Below are 18485 nucleotides of genomic sequence, written 5' to 3' on the forward strand. Positions count from 1 at the left end.
GGTGGAAGCGTTGGGGATCTACGGTAGTATGCGACAAAATCTGAATTGATCGGGCAAGAGCTGTAGCACGCGCTTGCGTTTGACCAATGGGGCGCGAAAATGCACCGTTCGCCGATACTCCTCTCGCGAGTGGTTGCCATATGGTTTGATGTTGGAAACATATGACTGCCGCCGGGCTGCGGAAGACGTTTGCTCTGATATCGGAGGTGCCAAGTATGTTTCGCGCTCCGTTAAACAACTATCGGGCTGGTTAATATGGGCCGCCGTGCTATTTCGATAACCCTTGCAGTGGTCTGCCTGGCTGTGTTCCTGGGCGCTACGGGGCTGTTTGCTATAAGCCGAGAAACGTCCTATATGCAGGAATGCGCTTCCGAAGGGTTTGCCATTGATGGTTACTATCGGGATGACAAAACGAGTCTGGAAATCCTGGCCTTTCTTGAGGAGGATGGCTGTCGATGGCAACTGGTCAACAAAGACGGAAGCAGCGTTGACGGGCAGTTTAAGCGTACGGATGACCCCAACATCCTGATGCTAAAGAAGGAAAACGGCGAAGAATTCGGTACGGTCCACGTGGCGTATATGTCACGCCGACGCGAGCAGGGCCAGCTCTATCTATTTAGAGATAGCAAAGTGACCCGATTTTATCTGGTGAGCACCAAACCTGCGTTTACGGTGGAGTCTGGCGATGTCGATCCGGCCAGTTGATTCACGGCAATAAAAAGGCGAGCGGGGCGCGGGTGTGAACTGCACCCCGCAATTTGCTCGTGTCCGTATCGCGTCTGCGCCTCGTCGTAGCTTGCGTCCGTGCGAGCATTCATCCCGCGCCGGCATCACTGCACGTCAAATTCCACGCGATCGAGTTCAGGCACGTTGAGGTCGATGAGCTTGCGGGCGACGTGACGGTCGTGTGCCCCAAGCGCCTCGTCTGTCGTCACATGGGCGACAATCTCGCGCTCGACGATACCCTCCTCCTCGCCTTCGGTAGCCGAGGTCTCGACGGCGACGGTGTAATCCTTAAAGCCCGGCAGTACCGCGGCGAGCTCGCGCGTAGTTTCGGTGACGCCGTAGCCGTCCTGCACGCCGGCCTGCGCCGAGCCAATGGACCCCGCGGTCATGACGATGCAGGGGATGGCAAAGATCACCGTACCCACGATGATGCGGCGGCGCACCTTGCGCGATAGCTCGTCGACCTCGGCGTTTTCCTCGGCAGTCACAATGCCGTCGCCGTTGAGGTCACGCTTGAGCGGTACACGTAAAAGAAGCAATACGGCTTCGGCCGCCAGCGCGATAAAGACGACGTTGACGCCAAACTCGTAGAGCGCCGAGAGGAACAGCGACCCGCTCGCGATGGCGATGCCGTAACCCGCCGCGCACAGGGGCGGCATGAGCGCGGTCGCCACGGCTACGCCGGCAATGAGCGTGGCGGGTTCCTGGTCGCGCGAGTTGCCCAGCCCGCCCGCAAAGCCGCCTGCGAGCGCGACGGCAAGGTCCCATACGGTGGGTGTCGAATTGTCGATGATGGCGGCCGTGGTGGTGCCAAGGGGCGAGAGCTTAAAATACAGCGTGGACGTGATCAGGCAGAAGGCCATCTGCAAGACAAGCCCGGCAATGGCTTCGACGGTAATCTCGCGGTCGAGCGTGGCGATGCCATATGCCATGGCAAGGACCGAGCCCATGAGCGGGCAGATGAGCATGGCGCCGACGATGGCGATATCCGAGTCGATATCGAGGCCGATGCTCGCGATGAGCATGGCGATGATCAGGATGCATAAGTGCGAGCCAGTCAGGCGTGCTCCGTTTACAAAGCGCTTGCGGATCACGTGGTAGGGCGCACGACCCTCGCGAATGTTGAATGCCTGCTTAAGGAAACGGCCGGCGTTCTCCAGGGCCTCGCTATGGGCAGGGCGGATGCCGTGGCGCCGATGATGGCGCTCGCGCAGTCGCTTGATCTGTTGTTTGTCGAGCTCCATGTCCACCTCGTTCTAGCACGGGCCGCGTTGCGCTTGCTGCTATTACTCTACACCGTGGCAAGTGGAACGGATTCCGGGGCGCGGGATGGGGCGTCCAGACGGCTTTGCCTGCATTTAGCAACGCCTCGCAAAATGGTTCAATCACAACTGCATATGTGGCGGAACTGTGTCGAAAGCTGTTGAACAACCGAATTGCCCGCTTTGCCGCATTGTTGCGCAACAAAGACTGGGAAATGCGGCCCTAGACTCGCGGTAACGCAGATAGCGTTGTGTCGAAGGGAGCACAACATGGCAAAGTACAGTCCAAAGCATCTTTCGTCTCCAGCCAAGACCGTCAACATGAGAGGCGTCGCTAACCGCGCCGTCGCGACCGTTTTGACGGCAGGCCTTATCGCCCGGCCGCTCATGTCGCCGCTGGCGGCAATCGCCGCGCCGACCGGTGACACCACCGATGCCGCAAAGGGCGAAAGCCCCATCGAGAGCACCGTCGTTGCCGGCAACCAGGCGGTCGCGAAGACGGCGGCGCAGCTGGCTGAGGAATCGGCAAAGCAGTTTGAGGCTGCCAAGGCGGCCTACGATGCGGCTCAGAAGAAGGTCGACGCCACGAGCCAGGCGCAGAAGCAGGCTCAGCAGCAAAAAGACCAGGCTTCGCAGGCCGTGACCGACAACGCGACTGAGCAGAACGCAGCAGAAGTCGCTGCGCTTCAGGAGAAGATCGACGAGCTTAAGGCGGCCGTCGACAAGGCCGAGCAGCAGCAGAAGAAGCTGGGCGACCTGAACGATCAGCTCGATCAGGCCAACAAGAGTGTCAAGGGTAAGACCCAGGCGCTCAAGGACGCCGAGGCAAAGCGCGACGAAGCCAAGAAAGCTCTCGATGACGCCCGGGCCAAGCTCAAGGCTATGGATATGGATAAGTACGAGGCCGCCAAGAAGGCCGTAGGGGACGCGCAGGCCAAGCTCGATGCAGTGAATGCCGATGTGAAGACGGCCGAGGGTGAGCTCGATGCCGCTAGGACCGCCGCCGCCAATGCTGAGCAGGCAAAGAGCGATGCCGAGTCTGCTCTGACGACTGCCCAGGCCAAGAAGAAGGAGACTGCCACTACCCTTGCCGCTGCGACCACCGCGCGCGACAATGCCCAGGATAAGCTGAACGACGCCCAGAAAGCGCTCGATGCTGCCGTCTCGGGTACGGGTGTCGACCTGAGTGCGCTTGAGGCCGCCAAGAACGCTGCTGCCGATGAGCTCAAGAACGCGCAGAAGGAGCTCAAAGCCGCGACGGCTGCCGACGCCACCGCACAAACGAACCTCCAGGCCGCACAGGCTGCTGTCACTGCCGCGCAGGAGAAGGCCAACGACGCCAACGCTGCCGTGTCGTCTGCCCAGACCGCATACGACGAAGCCAACAGCAAACTCGGCGATCTGACGAACAAGTACAACACCGCCAAGGCTGCTTACGAGCAGGCCCAGCAGACCGAGGCGGACAAGAAAGCTGCCTACGATCAGGCCGTAAAGGATAGGGACGACAAATACACTGAATGCAAGGCGGCATACGAGGCGGAGGATGTGGCCGAGAAGGAACTCGGCGAGGCTAATCAGCTGCTTGGCGATCTCGAAGGACAGATTGATGCATTGAAATCGACCATGACGGTCGACCAGGAAAAAGCCAAGCAGGGCGTGATTGGTTTAATGGACTCCATCGCGAATGACTCGTCCTATACCGATGCGCAGCGCGCAAATGCGCGCATTGCATCGGCTTGGCTGAGCGGTAACGCCGCCGCCGGCATCAACAAGGCTGATTGGTTTGATCAATATGTCGACAATGATGGAACGCACAATACGTCTTCATTTTCATTCGAACAACTAAAGAATGCGCTGACGTATATGGATACGTTGAACAATATTAGGAAAGCCAACGGGCTTGGCGAGCTATCTGTGAGCCTGAAGCAGACGGCGGCGGCAGTGCTGCAGGTAAACTACTCAGCGCACACAGGTCTTCACGCCCAGCACTATTCAAATGCGGAGAATTTATCGTCGACACTGGACTATGCCTATACGGGTGGAGAGACGATTGACACGCTTGGCGACCCCTATACCGGCTGGTACACAGAAGAGAAGCGGGTTTGGGACGAAAAGGTTGCGTCGGACCCGTCGTATGAGCAGTACAAAACACATGCGTACTTGCTGTATATGAGCGACCCCAGTTTTTATAGTCAGGTTGGCCATTACTTGAATATTATCCATCCGGATTATGTTGCGATGGGATTTGGTGTTGGCAATGGAAAGGGAGACAACGTCGGCGCCTGCGTGATCAACGATTTTTCCTTTGACTCGTCCGACTGCGATTTCTCCGTCGCGGATTTCAAGAAACTCGTGAACGATTATATCGACTCTGCATATGGTGCCGATGTAACGCAAGAGCAAAAGAATCAGCTGGCGCAACTTGAAAGCAAGCTTACAAAAGCTCAGAAGGACTTTGGAGCAAAGAGGGATACTTATTGGGTTAAGGTGAATGAATCCAGCAGTGCATACGAGGACTATAAGGCGGCTGATAATGCGATGAATACCGCCAAGGGCGAGTATGAGAATGCACGGGCTGCCACCACAACCGCCAAGGGCACCTACGACGCCGCTAAGAGCAAACTCGATGCTTCTGGTATTGACATCGACGCTCTCCAGCAGAACCTCAATACTGCTAAGGCCGTGGCTGCCACTGCGCAGGCTACGCTTGCCGACGCCAACTCCAAGCTTACCGAATGCCAGACGAACGCCTCTAAGGCTTCGACTCGTAAACTGAATGCTCAGAGCGGCTACGACGCCGCCAAGGCAAAGTCCGAAAAGGCCAAAAAGGCGTATGACGACGCTACCGCTTCGGTCAAGGACCTTACCGCCAAGCTCGATGCCGCTAGGACAGAGTCCGATCAGGCTAACGAGGCGTATGGCAAGGCAAAGGCGGCCGACGTCACTGCCCAGGCTGGCGTTAACGATGCCGAGGCCGCAGCGACTGCCGCGGCAACGGCCCTCTCGAACGCGCAGCAGGAGGTCACCAACAAGGAGCAGGCGCTTGCCGCCGCACAGCAGGAGGTCAAGTCTGCTAAGGCGGCTCTGGCCACCGCAAACAAGGCCTTCGAGCCCTACGCCGCTGCTCAGAAGGCGCTCGACGACGCCGAGGTCGCCTATCGTACCGCCGATGCCAGCGTGAACACTGCCAAGAATCAGCTCGATGCCGCCAACCAGGCAGTCGAGGACGCCAAAAAGGCCATCGCCGATGCCCAGACCGAGCTTGCTGCTGATCAGGCCCTTCAGGCCGATCTTGATCATGTCGACCACGAGGCTTCCCTTGCCGCTGGCGTAACGGTATTCAACGCGGGCTGGACGGCACAAAATCAGCTGCCCAAGCTCGATGCTGCCTATGCTCGCTACAAGGCTGCCGTCGACGCCGCCGCTGGTCTCAAGGCTGCCCTGAGCGACGCCGATGCCAAGCTGTCCGATGCCAACGACGCCTATGCCGCCGCGCTTGCAGAGCTTAACGATGCCAAGGGAGCCCTGGCAGCCGCACAGGCCGAGTACGACAAGTATCATCCCAAGGCCGAGCCGCAGGCTAAGCCCCAAGTTGCGCAGGCCGCCGCAAAGGCCCCCGCTGCCAAGAAGCAGGCTGCGGATGGTGCGCTCGCCCAGACGGGCGACAACTCCGCGCTTGCGGGCGAGGTTTTCGTCATCGGCGGCATTACGCTCGTAGCTGCGGGCGTAACGCTGGGCGATCGTCGCCGCAAACAGATGTAGTATTTTGAGTACTGGTTTCGCAACGAGCTGCGGTTTATTGCGAGACTGACTCGATGACTCAACCGATAAGGCCGGCGTGCTGTGATACGCAGCGCGTCGGCCTTTCTCTGTATCGATATCAAAAAGCCCGGTCGGCAGCCGCGAAAGCTACCGACCGGGCAAGCCGTAGGCAATATGATTGCGACCGGGCTGTCGCTAAAGTACGAGCGAACAGCTGCTCAGCTTATCCCAGCAGGCTCAGACCGACGGAGACAAACGCCAGGATAACGCCGACGATGGACTCGCCGCCCAGCAGGCCGCTGGCGACGACCAGGCCCTGTTCCTGGAAGGCGGCGTCCTTGGCAGCCTTCTCCTCGTCCGAAAGACCAGCGGTGGCGTCGCGGTGGGCGGACCACTTGTCGTAAGCGAGCTTGACACAGGAGCCCAAGAAGGCCGTGAGCGACATATAGAACGGCAGGTACACGCCCAGGCCGATCATCATGGCTGGAATGCCGAGCCAGTACATGACGATACCGGCGATAAAGCCGCCTGCGAACCACGGCACACTCGGGATGCCCGAGACCATGGTGGCGACGACGCTTGCCTGTGCGGCAACGAAACTCTTGTCGGGACCAAAGGCGTCCGGACCATAGGCGGTGACGAGTGCGACCATGACGGCGGCAGCGACCAGGGCGCCCACGATGCCGCCGATGGCCTGGCCGACCCACTGTGCGCGCGGGTTGGTGCCCAGCACGGCGCCGGCCTTAAAGTCGTTCATGACGTCGCCCGCAAGGCCGCACGCTACGGCCACGATGCCGGCGATAAAGAACAGCTTGACCTGAGCGAGCTGCGCGAAGGCGGCAACGATGAGCATGACGATGAGGCCGAAGATCTCCATGGGGTCGATGCCCGTCTGGCCGCAGCTCTGCGCGCTCATGATGGTGGTGACAAAGGTGAACAGCGTGACGATGACGGCCGGAACGGGGCCAAGGTCGAGCACGATGGCGATGATCACGGCGATGGCGGCAGCGCCCAGGCCGATGATACCGGCGTCGAGCTTAAGGGAGCCCGAGATGAGCGACTGCTCGTCGGTGTCGGTGGAGCTGTCGGCGGCGAGGCCGCGGACGATACCGGCGACCTGCGGCAGGATGTCCTTGAGGACGACGGCGACGCCAAAGCCCATCATAAGGCCCATACCCAGGGACTTAACAATGCCTTGTGCGGTCATAACGTCAAACAGACCGGTAGCGGTGCCGCCGACAATGATGCCAAAATTGCCCAGTAGCGCGCCGGCAAACCAGAATGCGACCGGGGCGAAGCCCACGAGGAAGCCGACGGAGAGCAACATGGGCGAGTTGTAGATAGCAAAGGTCACGCCGGGGATGTTGAGCGTGCACAACATGCTGGGCACAATGCCCAGAGCGTCGCGCAGCACGCTGTAGATGCCGGCGATGGCCATGGAGCCAAAGAGCTGCTTGCCGGTCTTGCCGCCTGCCTCGGTGGCGCGCAGGGTCTGAGCTGCGGCGTTGCCGGTGGGGAACTCCAGTGCGGCGTCCACGATAAAGTGACGGTGGATGAGCGCCGTGGCCAGCAGACCCAGGATAGTGCCGGCGAGCGCTACGATAAACATGTCGAGCCAGCTGATCTGGTCGGCATAGCCCAGCATCCAGGCGCCCGGGATGGTAAACGCCAGACCGCCGGCGACCATGGTGCCTGCGGACATGATGGTGTGGGTGACGTTGGCCTCGTTGAGGCTGGCGTTGCCCATGAGCTTAAGGAAGAACAGCGAGATGACGGCAGCGAAGACGATCGGCCAGGGGAGTGCGCCCATCTTGAGGGCGGTGTAGGCCGAGCTTGCCGTGATGATCACGCAGCCAAGGACGCCGATGACGACGCCGCGCAGCGTGAGTTGCCCGCGCATCGAGGCGCGGTTCGAGGGATTGCTCATATAAAACTCCTTTGCGTATATCCGCTTCCCCCGGGAGCGCCGTTACGGATACGGCGCGGGAAGTCGGGTTACCAAGGGCCGCCGCGTGAGCTCGCAAACGACCGCGCACCAGTATAACCGCAAGGTAGTCATTTTGGGACGGCTGGTTTAGGTAGGCGATATACTGCTGGGCAGACGAAAGGAGCGCCGACGATGCTTAATGGGTGTGCATATATATTGACGGTCGACGTGGGCAACACGTTCATTCGCTTTGGCCTGTTTGCCGAGGATTCAGCCGCGGCACAGGAGCGCCCGCTCGCGACGTGCGAGATCACCACGCCGTCGAGCATCACAGCAGACGAGGCGCGCATGCGTCTCGCTCAAGTCATGGCCGCGCTGGCGGCCGATGCGGGCATGCCGGGCGCACTTGTGCCCACGGCTGCCGTGCTGAGCTGCGTGGTGCCGGCGCTCGAGCGCCCGTGGAAGACGGCGCTTTCCCGTACATGCACGGGACGCGTGCTCACCGTGGGGCCGGGCCTCAAGACCGGCATGCCCGTCCACTACGACAACCCGGCCGAGATCGGCCCCGACCGCATCGCCGACGCTGTGGCGGCACGCGCCGTCTACGGCTCTCCCTGCATCGTGATCGACTTGGGTACCACGACCAATATCGAGGTCATCGACGCGCGCGGCACCTTTGTGGGCGGCGTCATCGCACCGGGTCTGGCGCTTGGCGCCCGCTCGCTTTCGGCTGCTGCGGCGCGTCTGCCGCAGGTCGAGCCCTCGGCACCCACGCACGTCATCGGCCGCAACACGCGCGAGGCCATGCGTTCGGGCGTGGTTCTGGGCGAGGTAGCCCGCATCGACGGCATGCTCGACATGGTGCTTGCCGAGATGCGCGCGACCAAGGCCGCGGGGGAGGGCGACGTGCCCATCGTCATTACCGGCGACGACGCCGAGGCGCTCGCGTCGCTGGTCGGTCACAGTCTGACGGTCGACGACACGCTGACGTTGCGAGGACTCGCCGAGCTCTACCGCATCAACCAAAAGCCCCGCCGCGTGTAAAAGTGAGGGCGCCGGTGGGACAAACGCCTCCACCTTTCACCTGCTACAATGGGTCAAATTATTGCGATTACGGAGGTGTCTGCCATGTCGGACGATCTTCATCAAACTTCGTCAGGCAAGCGCCTGGACGTCATTAGCTGGGACGAGTTCTTTATGAGCGTGGCCATCGCCGCGCAGCGCCGCAGTAAGGACCCCAACACGCAGGTGGGCGCGTGCATCGCCAGCACCAACCACCGCATCCTTTCGGTGGGCTACAACGGTACGCCCTCGGCGCTCAACGACGACTTTTTCCCGTGGGGCACGAGCGACGACCCGTTGCAGGACAAGCACAACTATGTGGTGCATGCCGAGGCAAACGCCGTGCTCAACTACCGTGGCTCGCTCAAAGATCTTGAGGGTTCCACGGTCTACGTCACGCTGTTCCCGTGCCACGACTGCGCCAAGATTTTGGCGCAGGTGGGCGTGGGCGAGGTTGTCTACCTGGACAACAAGTACGCCGACACCGATGACGGACGCATCAGCCGCCGCATCCTCGACTCCTGCGGCATTAGCTACCGCCAGGTTATCGTCGATGTTCACATCGGCACCGAGGGGCAGGCTCAGCAGTAGCGCGTGGCAACGCCAGCTGGCAACAAAAGGCAGCCAAAAGAGCCCCGTCCCAAATTGACTACTCGTGAAAGTCGCGTCTGCGCGCATGGACGGCTCGTGAGCGGGTACACGGCTGTAGTAACATAGCTTCTGTCCGCGGGCGCGCCCGCGTAATTGTGAGAAAGGAGCCCCTGTGGCTGTTAACGAAGAGCTGCTTAAGAAGGTTCTTGAAGAGATTCGCCCCAACCTGCAGGCCGACGGCGGCGATATGGAGTATGTGGGCGTTGACGACGAGGGCGTCGTCAAACTGGAGCTGCAGGGCGCTTGCGCCGGCTGCCCCATGAGCTCGCTGACCCTGTCCATGGGTATTGAGCGCATCCTGAAGGAGCATGTGCCCGGCGTTACACGAGTTGAGCAGGTCAATGCCTCCGGCGAGGCCGAGGACCTGTACGACGAGTACGCGCCGTTCTAAGCTGCGAAAGCTGCGGACGGCATACTCCGCATAGACGTTACGCCCAAATATGCGGCTGCGAGCGCAAGGCCCGCGGCCGCATTTGGTATGTAGGGAGTAGGAGGGTCGACATGCTCAACGACTTCTACCATATGCTTGATCCCGTCGCGATTTCGGCGGGGCCCATCACGATTTACTGGTATGGTCTGGCCTATGTGGTCGGCGCCCTGCTCACGGCGGTCGTCATGTACCGCACGCAGCGTCGCTGGGGCTTTAACATCACGATTGACGACCTGACGAGTGTCGTGGTCGGCGTGGTCTTTGGCCTCATTATCGGTGCGCGCCTGTTCTACGTCGTCTTTTACGGTGATGGCTACTACTGGGCGCACCCGCTCGAGATCTTTGCCACCAACGAGGGCGGCATGAGCTTCCATGGCGGTTTGGTGGGCGGTATTATCGGCGGCATCATCGTGTGCCGCATGTATAAGCTCGACGCATGGACTTTGGCAGACCTTGCCGTCATCGGCGCGCCGCTGGCCTTGTGCCTGGGCCGTTGTGCCAACTTTGTCAACGGTGAGCTGTGGGGCAAGCCGACCGATCTGCCCTGGGGTGTGGTCTTTGGCGGGACTGCGGGCGATATGCCGCGTCACCCCTCCCAGCTCTACGAGGCATTTCTTGAGGGCATCGTGCTCTTTTGCATTCTGCAGGTGCTCAGCCGCAAAAAGCCGCTGCTGCCTCAGGGTACGTTTATGGGCGTGTTCGTGATGGGATACGGCATCGTCCGCTTCCTCGTCGAGTTCGTGCGCGTGCCCGACGCCCAGCTTGGCTATCTGCTGGGCGGCGTCATCACGATGGGGCAGCTGCTGAGTCTTCCGCTCGTGATCGCCGGCCTGGCGCTCATCATCTTTGCTCGTCGCCGCAACCAGCCCCAGCGCGTCTACCTGGACGCCTAACCACCACAAAGGGGACAGGCACCTTTGTGGTGGTTCGCTGGGCAACGATGACAGAACCGTAACGTTTCCCCAGATAAAACCTGCCAAAATAAACCTGTCCCTTTTTGGCAGGTTTCTAGAAAGGCTTTTTGGACTGTGAAGGATTCCGACCTCTCCACAACGGCTGCGCGCGACGCCGCCCGCATCGTCTGGTTTAAGCGCTACCCCGCCAAGCAGACGCTCATCGCATTTTTGCTCGCGCTGTTGGCGACCACGGCGTTTTCCATCGATCCCGCCCCGGTGTCGAGCAACGCAGTCTTGGCGATTGACCCCAAAGCCTCGGGCATGCTGTACGTGTGCTACGAGGTACTCCTCTCGTTTGCCGGCCATACCGACGCGGTCATGCTGCTTGCGCTTGCCTGCCTGCTCACCTTGCCGTTTCGCTACGTGTTCTTTGGCCGTGGCGACACCTGGCGTCCATCGATCATTCTGCCGTCGCTGTTCTTCGCCATCTGCATGGTGTTCGGTCGCAGCTACGATCTCACCGACTCGGCCGAGATTGTCCTTGGCGACAAAGCTCGCATCATCTGCGCCTGGATTGGCGGCGCGGGCTGGATGCTCCTGGCGATCGTTGCCTTCTACCTTGCCTTTGAGTGTCTAGATTGGCTGAGCTCTCGGCGCATCCCGTTTTCCGAGGCGCACTTTGGCCGCATATGGCGTGTGGCTCACGCCGTGCTCTCGGTCCATCCCTTTGCCGGGCCCTTCCTGGTGCTTATGATCGCCTGGGCGCCCACGCTCATCGCTTCGCTGCCCGGCCTTTTTATGGGGGACACCGGCGCGCAGATTCGTCAGTGGTTCAACTATCCCAATGGCACGAGCGACTACCTGCGCCTGCTCAACCCCAACGTGCTGCTCAACGGGCACCATCCCGTAGTGCACACGGCCATTATCGGCTCGTGCGTTCAACTGGGGCTTTCGCTGTTCAACAGCGCTAACGCGGGCCTCATCATCTATACCTGCGCTCAATTTGTCATCACGGCTGCCTGCATGGCCTATTCCATTTCGTCGCTGCGCAAACTGGGCGTGAGCCTGCCGGTTCGCGGTACGATCCTGCTGTTCTTTGCGTTTATGCCGATGTTCTCTAACTACGCGGCCCTGCTCACCAAAGACGTGCTCTTTGCCGACGCGTTTTTGGTGCTGCTGGTACAGACCGTCAAGCTCGTGGCATGTGGTTTGCCCCGTCGTGATGCCAATGTCGAGCGAGCGGGCGAGAAAGCCCCCGCGCTCTTTGCGCGCCACGACTGGCTGCTGCTCGCTCTGGGCGCCATCGGTTCCACGTTTCTGCGCAACGGCGGCCTGGTGTTTCCCCTGGCGGCATGCGTAATCGCGGCGGCGTTTTGCGCATGGGACGCGCATGCGGCTCGTCGCGCAGCCAAGCAGGCTGGTACTGCGCCTTCGGGCGGCATCCCGCGCTTCCGCTGGGTGGGAGTTCTTGCGGTGCTTGCACTCTGCCTTGCCTCTAATATGTACTTCACCAAGGTTTTTATGCCGGCGCACGACATCACGCCTGGTTCCAAGCGCGAAATCCTCTCGATTCCGTTCCAACAGACGGCTCGTTTCGTCCAAAAGCACGACGGCCTCAACTCGGGCGTCAACCCCACGGTTAAGGAGGACGGCACCATCGTGGAGGCTCCTTGCGACGGCTTGGTGACCGACGAAGAGCGTGCCGTGATCGACCGTGTGCTCAAGTACGAGAATCTGGGCCGCCGTTACAACCCGGATAAGTCGGATGCCGTCAAGAACTGCTTTAACGAGTACGCCTCGCAGGAGGACATCGATGCCTATTTTGAGGTATGGGCCCAGATGTTTAAGAAGGATCCCGAGTGCTATATTTCGGCGCTTATCAATAACTACTATGGTTATTTTTATCCGAGCGCGCGCGATGCCTGGGTCTACAGCACGGCGCGCAGTGCCGAGATTATGGCGCGCCCCGATAATCTCAAGTACTTCGACTTCCATCCGGTCGATAGCAAGGTCGTGCGCTGGTGTGATCACCTGATCAACCTGTATCGCGTGGCAGTACAACGCATCCCGTTTATCTCGCTCACCATGAGCTCGGCCACCTACGTGTGGATCATGATCGCCGTGGTGGTCTATCTGCTACGTCGTCATTCGTGGCGCGGGCTGGCCATTTGGGTGCCGCTTTTGGGCGTGCTCGCCGTGTGCCTGATCGGCCCCTGCAACGGCTCGACCTACATGCGCTACCTGTATCCGGTCATCGCCTGCATGCCCTTTGCCATCGGCGCCACCATCACCCGCAGCGACCTCCTCTGGTCCTAACTTGGTGCAAAGGGGACAGGTTACTTTGCACCAACCCCTTGCACCAAGGGGCTGTATCATCACGACGCCTTCATTTTGGGGTTTATCTCGCAGGCCAGTAGGTATATCATAACGACGTTTGTTTATATTGCCCGAGCATCTGCGCTGGGCTTTAGGTCGAAACCGATAGGAGACACGTATGTCCGGACACTCTAAGTGGGCCACAACCAAGCATCGTAAGGGCGCGCAGGACGCCAAGCGTTCCGCCCTCTTCTCCAAGCTCAGCCGCAACATCACCGTTGCTGCCCGTCTCGGCGGTGACCCGCTGCCCGAGAACAACGCCAGCCTCGCCGCTGCCGTTGCCAAGGCCAAGGCTCAGTCCATGCCTAAGGACAAGATCAAGTCCGCTATCGACAAGGCTTTTGGTTCGGGTGCTGACGCCGCCGTCTACGAGAACATCGTGTACGAGGGCTACGGTCCCGCCGGTGTTGCCGTCTACGTCGACTGCCTGACCGACAACCGCAACCGTACCGCCGCTGATGTCCGTTCCGCCTTCTCCCACGCTGGTGGCAACCTGGGCACCTCCGGCTCCGTCGCCTTCCAATTTGAGCGCAAGGGCCAGATCGTCGTCGCCAAGGAGATCCTGGACGAGAACGCCAAGAAGGAGACCATGATCGCCAACGGTGCTGCCGGTGACGAGGATGAGTTCATGATGGCCATCGCCGAGGCCGGTGGCGAGGACTACGAGGATGCCGGCGAGGAGTGGATCGTCTGGACTGCTGCCAACGACGTCATGGCTGTCTCCAAGGCGCTCGAGGAGCAGGGCGTCCAGGTCAAGGGCTCCGAGACCACCATGGTCCCGACCACCCCGACCGAGGTCTCCGGCGCCGACGCCAAGAAGGTTCAGCGCCTCATCGACCGTCTTGAGGAGCTCGACGACGTCCAGGATGTTTACAGCACCATGGACATGACCGACGAGGTCATCGCTGCCCTCGAGGAGGAGTAGCGCTCGCACGGGTTAAGCCGTGCATATCTGGGCATAATGAAGCGAGCATGCAAGCCTCGTGGAATAGATGAGCCGGATCCGCGTGCGTAGAGCACCGGACCCGGCTCTTTTATAATGATGCGAACCGTTCTGCATTTCGAGAGCCGAGATTTGAAGGGAGCGCCGCGTGCGCGTACTCAAACGAGCCCTAGCGATCGTGTATCTTGCCGCCACCATCGTGGCGCTGGGTACGCTTGTCTGCCAGTTTTGGGGGCCGTATACGTATCGCTTTATGCTGCTGATGCGCGACCCCATGCCGCGCATCGTCGTGACGGCGTGCGCCGGCGTCGTGGCGTTTGGCGTACTGCTGAGCTTTTTCCGCCTGATGTTTGCTCGCTGCGAGCCGTCCTGCGTGCATCCGGCGGGGGAGCGCAATATCGAGGTTACCCTTGCGGCGCTTTCTTCGTGCGCCAGGGTTGCTGCCGAGCGCGACGACCGCGTGATGGTCGAGCATGTCGAGGCTCGCGTCCAAGGCCCCGACGATTCGCACGTCCGTTTTAAGGTCGAGGCTATCGCGCTTGACGATAAGGACGTGGCATCTCTGGCTACCGCGATGCAGCAGCGCATCGAAGAAGCCTGCGATACCATGCTCGGCGCGCCGGGTACGACCGCGCGCGTCCGTTTTTTGCCGTCCAAGACTACCGTCCAGACCGTGGAGGTTTCCGGTGAGTGATACCAATCAAGATAAGACCGCTCGTACGCCGCGCCTGACGATTGACCAGAGCGCCACGTCGGCGAGCGAACCTGTTGATTCCAAAGCAGAGGCAACCGAGTTACAAGACGCGGCAGCCGCGGATTTTGACGAGGCTATGGGTCTCATCAAGGGTACGGGCGCTGCCGTCTGGAGCTATGCTGTGCGTCATCCCAACACCACGCTCGGCGCCGTCGCCGGCTTTATCCTCGCCGTGTTGGTGCTCACGTTGGGCCTGTGGGACACGCTCGTCATTGCATTCTTCGTGCTGATCGGCGCTGTGATCGGCCAAATTCGCGACGGCGAGAACGGGATCGTCAACTTCTTCGGCCGTCTGTTTAGCGGCCGCTAATATGTATTCGACTGTCGCATCCGCGGCGGGCATAAGGAGGAACCATGGCTTTTAATACGAAGGTCGATGTAGCCGATACCGAGCTCGAGGAGAACGAGGCGGTCGTCGCCGAAGCTGAGGATGTGACGCTCGAGGATGAGGCTCTCGTCGAGGCCGAGTCCGATACGGATGAGGACGACGAGGAAGCGGATGAGTCCGAGGACTCGCTGACCTATTCCAACGGCGTGATCGAGAAGATCGTTGCCATGGCCACCCGCGAGGTTCCGCACGTTCTGGGCATGAAGGGTAACCTCATGCACTTTGTGCAGGAGCAGTTTGGTGCCGAGAATCTGACCAAGGGCGTGACGGTCGAGGTCACCGACGATAATCGCGTGGTCGTCAACATCTCCGTCATCATCGAGTACGGCGCCTATGCGCCCGCGATCTTCGACGATGTTAAGGCACGTGTCACCGAGCGCCTTGCCGCGATGACTGGCCTTGAGGTGGCGGGCGTCAACCTGCGCATCGAGGATGTCATCACCCCCGAGGAGTACGAGCACCGCACCAGCCAGCACGAATAACCTTCCAAAAAGGGACAGGTTTGTTTTGGCAGGTTTTATCTGCGAAAACATTAAACGGCCGACCGCGCAAGCAAAAGCGTGGCCGGCCGTTTTTGTACGCTCCCGATATAGTCATACCGCTCGTCTAACTAAGGGTTGCAATCCCCACGTTCCGCGTTACTCTAATGGGCGCATTGTTTCCAAATTGTTAACGAGGGGTTGCCGTAATGGCCGACGAGCACGAAACAGAAAGCAAGGCATGGGCAATTGAGGCCGCTGCGGCAGAGGCGGCGTCGCGTGCTGCCGAGGAGGTGCATCGTCCTCCCGTAGTGCCGATGGAGCGCGTGGTCGATCGCGATGTTATCGAGCGGGGCGAGCGCGCTGGTCGCAAGCGCAGCCAGGAGCCAGGTTTTCCGCGCTTTTTTGCCGAGCTCAATCTGGGCCTGATCCTCACGGCCTTTGCCATCGTCGCGTTTAAAACCCCTAATCACTTTGCTTTTGGCGGCACCTCGGGCGTGTCGGTCATTCTGTCCACGCTGTTCCCGACCCTGCCCGTCGGCGTCTTTATGTGGATTATCAACGTGGTTCTCGTCGTTTTGGGCTTTATCTTTTTGGAGCGCAAGGCAATCCTGTGGAGCGTCTTCGCCTCGTTTGCGCTGTCCGCCTATGTTTCGCTGTTTGAGCTCTTTATTCCGACCGATGTCTCGATGACGGGCGATATGTGGCTCGACCTGTGCTTTGCCGTGATTCTGCCGGCGCTCGGCAGCGCCATTGTCTTTGACATCGGCGCCTCGACGGGTGGCACGGACATTCTTGCCATGATCCTCAAGCGCCGCACGACGCTCGAGATTGGCCGCGCCCTGCTACTGGTCGATATCGGCATCGTGACCATCGCGGCCTTCTTGTACGGCCCGCGCGTCGGTCTGTATTGCGTGCTCGGCCTGTTTGCCAAGACGCTTGTGGTCGACAAAGCCATCGAGAGCATCCACCTGCGTAAAGTCTGCACGGTCATTTGCTCCGAGCCCCTTAAAGTCGAGGAGTTTATCGTCAAGCATCTCAACCGTACGGCGACTATCAGCCGCGGCTACGGTGCTTTCTCGGGCAAGTGCGTGACGGTGATTATGAGCGTGCTGAGTCGTCGCGAGGCCGTGCAACTGCGTCGCTACGCGCGCGAGATCGATCCGGGTGCCTTTATCACGATTGTCGACAGCTCCGAGATCGTCGGCAAGGGTTTCCGCGGAACGAACTAACGCGGTCGAGCTCATCAAACAATCGAATAGCGCCCTGCGCATTGCAAATGCGTCATGTTGGAGTATTTGTCCCCACATTGGGTGATAATGATGCCAAAGACATCGTTTGCGATCCAGATGATTCGCTCAAGATACGAAGGGATGATCTCGATGTTCTGTTCGCAGTGTGGTGCCCCCATGGGCGACAACGATAAGTTCTGTGGTGCGTGTGGTGCCCCCAATGCCGGTGCCGCAGCCTCTGCCCCTCAGGGTCAGCCCCAGCAGTTTGTTCCGCAACCGCCCGTGGCGAATGCGTCCAAGGGCTGTGTGGCTCAGGCGTTTGAGGACATGACCAAGACGCCGGGCGTGCTGCAGCGCGTGTGCCAGATCGCCTTTTTGCCGGCGCTCATCTGTGTCGTGTCAGTGCTCGTGCTGTTCATTCCCGTTATTGGCGGCATTGCGGCTGCCATCGGCTTTTTGGCAGCTTGCATTGCGAGCGTGTGCGGTTCCGGCTTTGGTATCGAGTGGGGCCGTGATCTTTCGCTCAAGGTCGATGACGGCATGGACCGTCCACTCATGCGTTCCACGTCGTTTGGCCTCGGAGTCTTTTCGAGCGTTATCTCGGTCGTGCTCGAGGTTATCGCTGCCATTCCCGTTATCGGTGTAGTGCTTTCGCTGGTGGAGAGCGTGGTAATTGGCGCCGCGGGCTCGTATTCGTATTACGGCTCCTATGCACTCGAGGCAGCGCTGTTTGGCTCGCTTGGCCTGCTTGTCCTGGCTATGATTGCCACGGCGGTCTTGGGGGTCTTCTTTAAGATGTTCGCCGACATTGCCGTGATGCACTTTGCGGTGACCGGTCGTGTCGAGAGCGCGTTTTCGCTCGACAAGGTCTGGGCGGCGTTTAAGCACAACAAGACCAAGCTGTTCTGCGCTTCGTTCCTTCCCGAGTTTTTGACGGGTCTGGTCGCCAACGTTGTCACATGGATCCTGACGCTCATCTTCGGCGCCATTGCCTCTGTCGGTATGTATAGCTACTACTACCGTCCTTCGGCTATTGAGGCGCTTGTTACCGGCGGTGGCATCACGCTCGTATTGTTCTTGGTGCTGACGGCGTTTGTCACGGTATTCCTTACGGTCTTTGGCAAGATGCTCAAGCATCGTGCCGTTGGCTATTGGGTAGCGCGTTATGCAGCTGAATGGGCTGATGAGGATAAGGATGACGTCCTGACCTTTGTGCTGCCGTTTGAGAAGAAGTCTGCTCCGGCTGGTTTTAGCACCGACGCAGCGCCCGTATCCGATTCCGCTGCGGCGCCGGCGCCTGCGCCCGAGCCCGAGCCCGAGCCCGTGCCTGAGCCTGAGCCTGTGCCCGCGCCCGTGCCCGTGCCTGAGCCCGACCCCGCGCCCATGTCGGAACCGGAGCCCGAGCCTGCGCCTGAGCCCGACCCCGCGCCAAGCTCCGACGAGGACCCGCAGGACGAGTAACCCTGCCACCTGCCATTTGGGGACGGGGTAGAAACGGTAGAAATAGCGCTTGACAAATAAGCGGGGGCGGACGCGTCGAAACGTCCGCCCCCGCTTTGATATCGCGATGTGGCTATGACTGCGAGATGGTCGTGGA

15 protein-coding genes are annotated in these 18485 nt (G+C 60.2%); 13 read left to right on the top strand and 2 right to left on the bottom strand.

Going from position 1 to position 18485, the window contains the following annotated elements:
• Nucleotides 1-255 precede the first annotated feature (255 nt).
• The gene (locus tag DW171_RS05090; protein ID WP_118270626.1) at nt 256-705 is read left to right on the top strand and encodes a hypothetical protein; all 450 of its coding nucleotides are present in this window, start codon (nt 256-258) and stop codon (nt 703-705) included.
• A gap of 125 nt (nt 706-830) precedes the next feature.
• Here the strand turns inward: DW171_RS05090 and DW171_RS05095 are convergent, their stop codons facing one another.
• Entirely contained in the window at nt 831-1970 is a 1140-nt protein-coding gene (locus DW171_RS05095) for a DUF389 domain-containing protein (protein ID WP_118270627.1), read from the bottom strand.
• A 288-nt stretch (nt 1971-2258) separates the two neighbouring features.
• Between DW171_RS05095 and DW171_RS05100 the strand changes: the two genes are divergently transcribed.
• Complete coding sequence (locus DW171_RS05100) at nt 2259-5750, top strand: CAP domain-containing protein (RefSeq protein ID WP_118270628.1); 3492 nt, start codon at nt 2259-2261, stop codon at nt 5748-5750.
• Nucleotides 5751-5973: 223 nt separating this feature from the next.
• Here the strand turns inward: DW171_RS05100 and DW171_RS05105 are convergent, their stop codons facing one another.
• Nucleotides 5974-7677 (bottom strand): OPT/YSL family transporter, encoded by a 1704-nt coding sequence (locus DW171_RS05105; protein ID WP_118270629.1) that lies wholly within the window; start codon nt 7675-7677, stop codon nt 5974-5976.
• Nucleotides 7678-7869: 192 nt separating this feature from the next.
• On the opposite strand from DW171_RS05105, the gene DW171_RS05110 reads away from it, so the two are divergent.
• From DW171_RS05110 to DW171_RS05160, 11 genes are all read left to right on the top strand, one after another.
• Nucleotides 7870-8721 (top strand): type III pantothenate kinase, encoded by an 852-nt coding sequence (locus tag DW171_RS05110; RefSeq protein WP_118270630.1) that lies wholly within the window; start codon nt 7870-7872, stop codon nt 8719-8721.
• 84 nt (nt 8722-8805) lie between these two features.
• Complete coding sequence (locus DW171_RS05115) at nt 8806-9330, top strand: dCMP deaminase family protein (RefSeq protein ID WP_099432128.1); 525 nt, start codon at nt 8806-8808, stop codon at nt 9328-9330.
• Between the two features lie 172 nt (nt 9331-9502).
• Complete coding sequence (locus DW171_RS05120; protein ID WP_035137589.1) at nt 9503-9781, top strand: NifU family protein; 279 nt, start codon at nt 9503-9505, stop codon at nt 9779-9781.
• Between the two features lie 110 nt (nt 9782-9891).
• Nucleotides 9892-10713, top strand: a complete 822-nt coding sequence (gene lgt, locus DW171_RS05125; RefSeq protein WP_118270631.1) for a prolipoprotein diacylglyceryl transferase — start codon at nt 9892-9894, stop codon at nt 10711-10713.
• A gap of 135 nt (nt 10714-10848) precedes the next feature.
• Entirely contained in the window at nt 10849-13032 is a 2184-nt protein-coding gene (locus DW171_RS05130; protein WP_233539106.1) for a DUF6020 family protein, read from the top strand.
• A gap of 178 nt (nt 13033-13210) precedes the next feature.
• Nucleotides 13211-14017: a YebC/PmpR family DNA-binding transcriptional regulator gene (locus tag DW171_RS05135; RefSeq protein ID WP_117734266.1), complete on the top strand. Its 807-nt coding sequence runs from the start codon at nt 13211-13213 to the stop codon at nt 14015-14017.
• 166 nt (nt 14018-14183) lie between these two features.
• Entirely contained in the window at nt 14184-14729 is a 546-nt protein-coding gene (locus DW171_RS05140) for a hypothetical protein (protein ID WP_147357340.1), read from the top strand.
• The gene (locus DW171_RS10315; protein ID WP_233503061.1) at nt 14722-15099 is read left to right on the top strand and encodes a DUF2273 domain-containing protein; all 378 of its coding nucleotides are present in this window, start codon (nt 14722-14724) and stop codon (nt 15097-15099) included. The genes DW171_RS05140 and DW171_RS10315 overlap by 8 nt, the downstream gene beginning before the upstream one ends.
• Before the next feature lie 44 nt (nt 15100-15143).
• Nucleotides 15144-15659, top strand: a complete 516-nt coding sequence (locus DW171_RS05150; protein WP_055251999.1) for an Asp23/Gls24 family envelope stress response protein — start codon at nt 15144-15146, stop codon at nt 15657-15659.
• A 206-nt stretch (nt 15660-15865) separates the two neighbouring features.
• Complete coding sequence (locus tag DW171_RS05155; protein ID WP_118270633.1) at nt 15866-16888, top strand: YitT family protein; 1023 nt, start codon at nt 15866-15868, stop codon at nt 16886-16888.
• 150 nt (nt 16889-17038) lie between these two features.
• Nucleotides 17039-18349, top strand: coding sequence for a zinc-ribbon domain-containing protein (locus DW171_RS05160; RefSeq protein WP_158571019.1), 1311 nt, complete (start codon nt 17039-17041; stop codon nt 18347-18349).
• Nucleotides 18350-18485: the final 136 nt, after the last annotated feature.

This window comes from Collinsella sp. AM15-2, assembly GCF_003471985.1.
Lineage (GTDB): Bacteria > Actinomycetota > Coriobacteriia > Coriobacteriales > Coriobacteriaceae > Collinsella.

What these genes read in the sequence shown, in the direction of transcription:
- DW171_RS05090 (WP_118270626.1), top strand. Translation starts at nt 256, where the DNA reads ATGGGCCGCCGTGCTATTTCGATAACCCTTGCAGTGGTCTGCCTGGCT.
- DW171_RS05095 (WP_118270627.1), bottom strand. Translation starts at nt 1,970, where the DNA reads ATGGAGCTCGACAAACAACAGATCAAGCGACTGCGCGAGCGCCATCAT.
- DW171_RS05100 (WP_118270628.1), top strand. Translation starts at nt 2,259, where the DNA reads ATGGCAAAGTACAGTCCAAAGCATCTTTCGTCTCCAGCCAAGACCGTC.
- DW171_RS05105 (WP_118270629.1), bottom strand. Translation starts at nt 7,677, where the DNA reads ATGAGCAATCCCTCGAACCGCGCCTCGATGCGCGGGCAACTCACGCTG.
- DW171_RS05110 (WP_118270630.1), top strand. Translation starts at nt 7,870, where the DNA reads ATGCTTAATGGGTGTGCATATATATTGACGGTCGACGTGGGCAACACG.
- DW171_RS05115 (WP_099432128.1), top strand. Translation starts at nt 8,806, where the DNA reads ATGTCGGACGATCTTCATCAAACTTCGTCAGGCAAGCGCCTGGACGTC.
- lgt (WP_118270631.1), top strand. Translation starts at nt 9,892, where the DNA reads ATGCTCAACGACTTCTACCATATGCTTGATCCCGTCGCGATTTCGGCG.
- DW171_RS05135 (WP_117734266.1), top strand. Translation starts at nt 13,211, where the DNA reads ATGTCCGGACACTCTAAGTGGGCCACAACCAAGCATCGTAAGGGCGCG.
- DW171_RS05150 (WP_055251999.1), top strand. Translation starts at nt 15,144, where the DNA reads ATGGCTTTTAATACGAAGGTCGATGTAGCCGATACCGAGCTCGAGGAG.
- DW171_RS05155 (WP_118270633.1), top strand. Translation starts at nt 15,866, where the DNA reads ATGGCCGACGAGCACGAAACAGAAAGCAAGGCATGGGCAATTGAGGCC.
- DW171_RS05160 (WP_158571019.1), top strand. Translation starts at nt 17,039, where the DNA reads ATGTTCTGTTCGCAGTGTGGTGCCCCCATGGGCGACAACGATAAGTTC.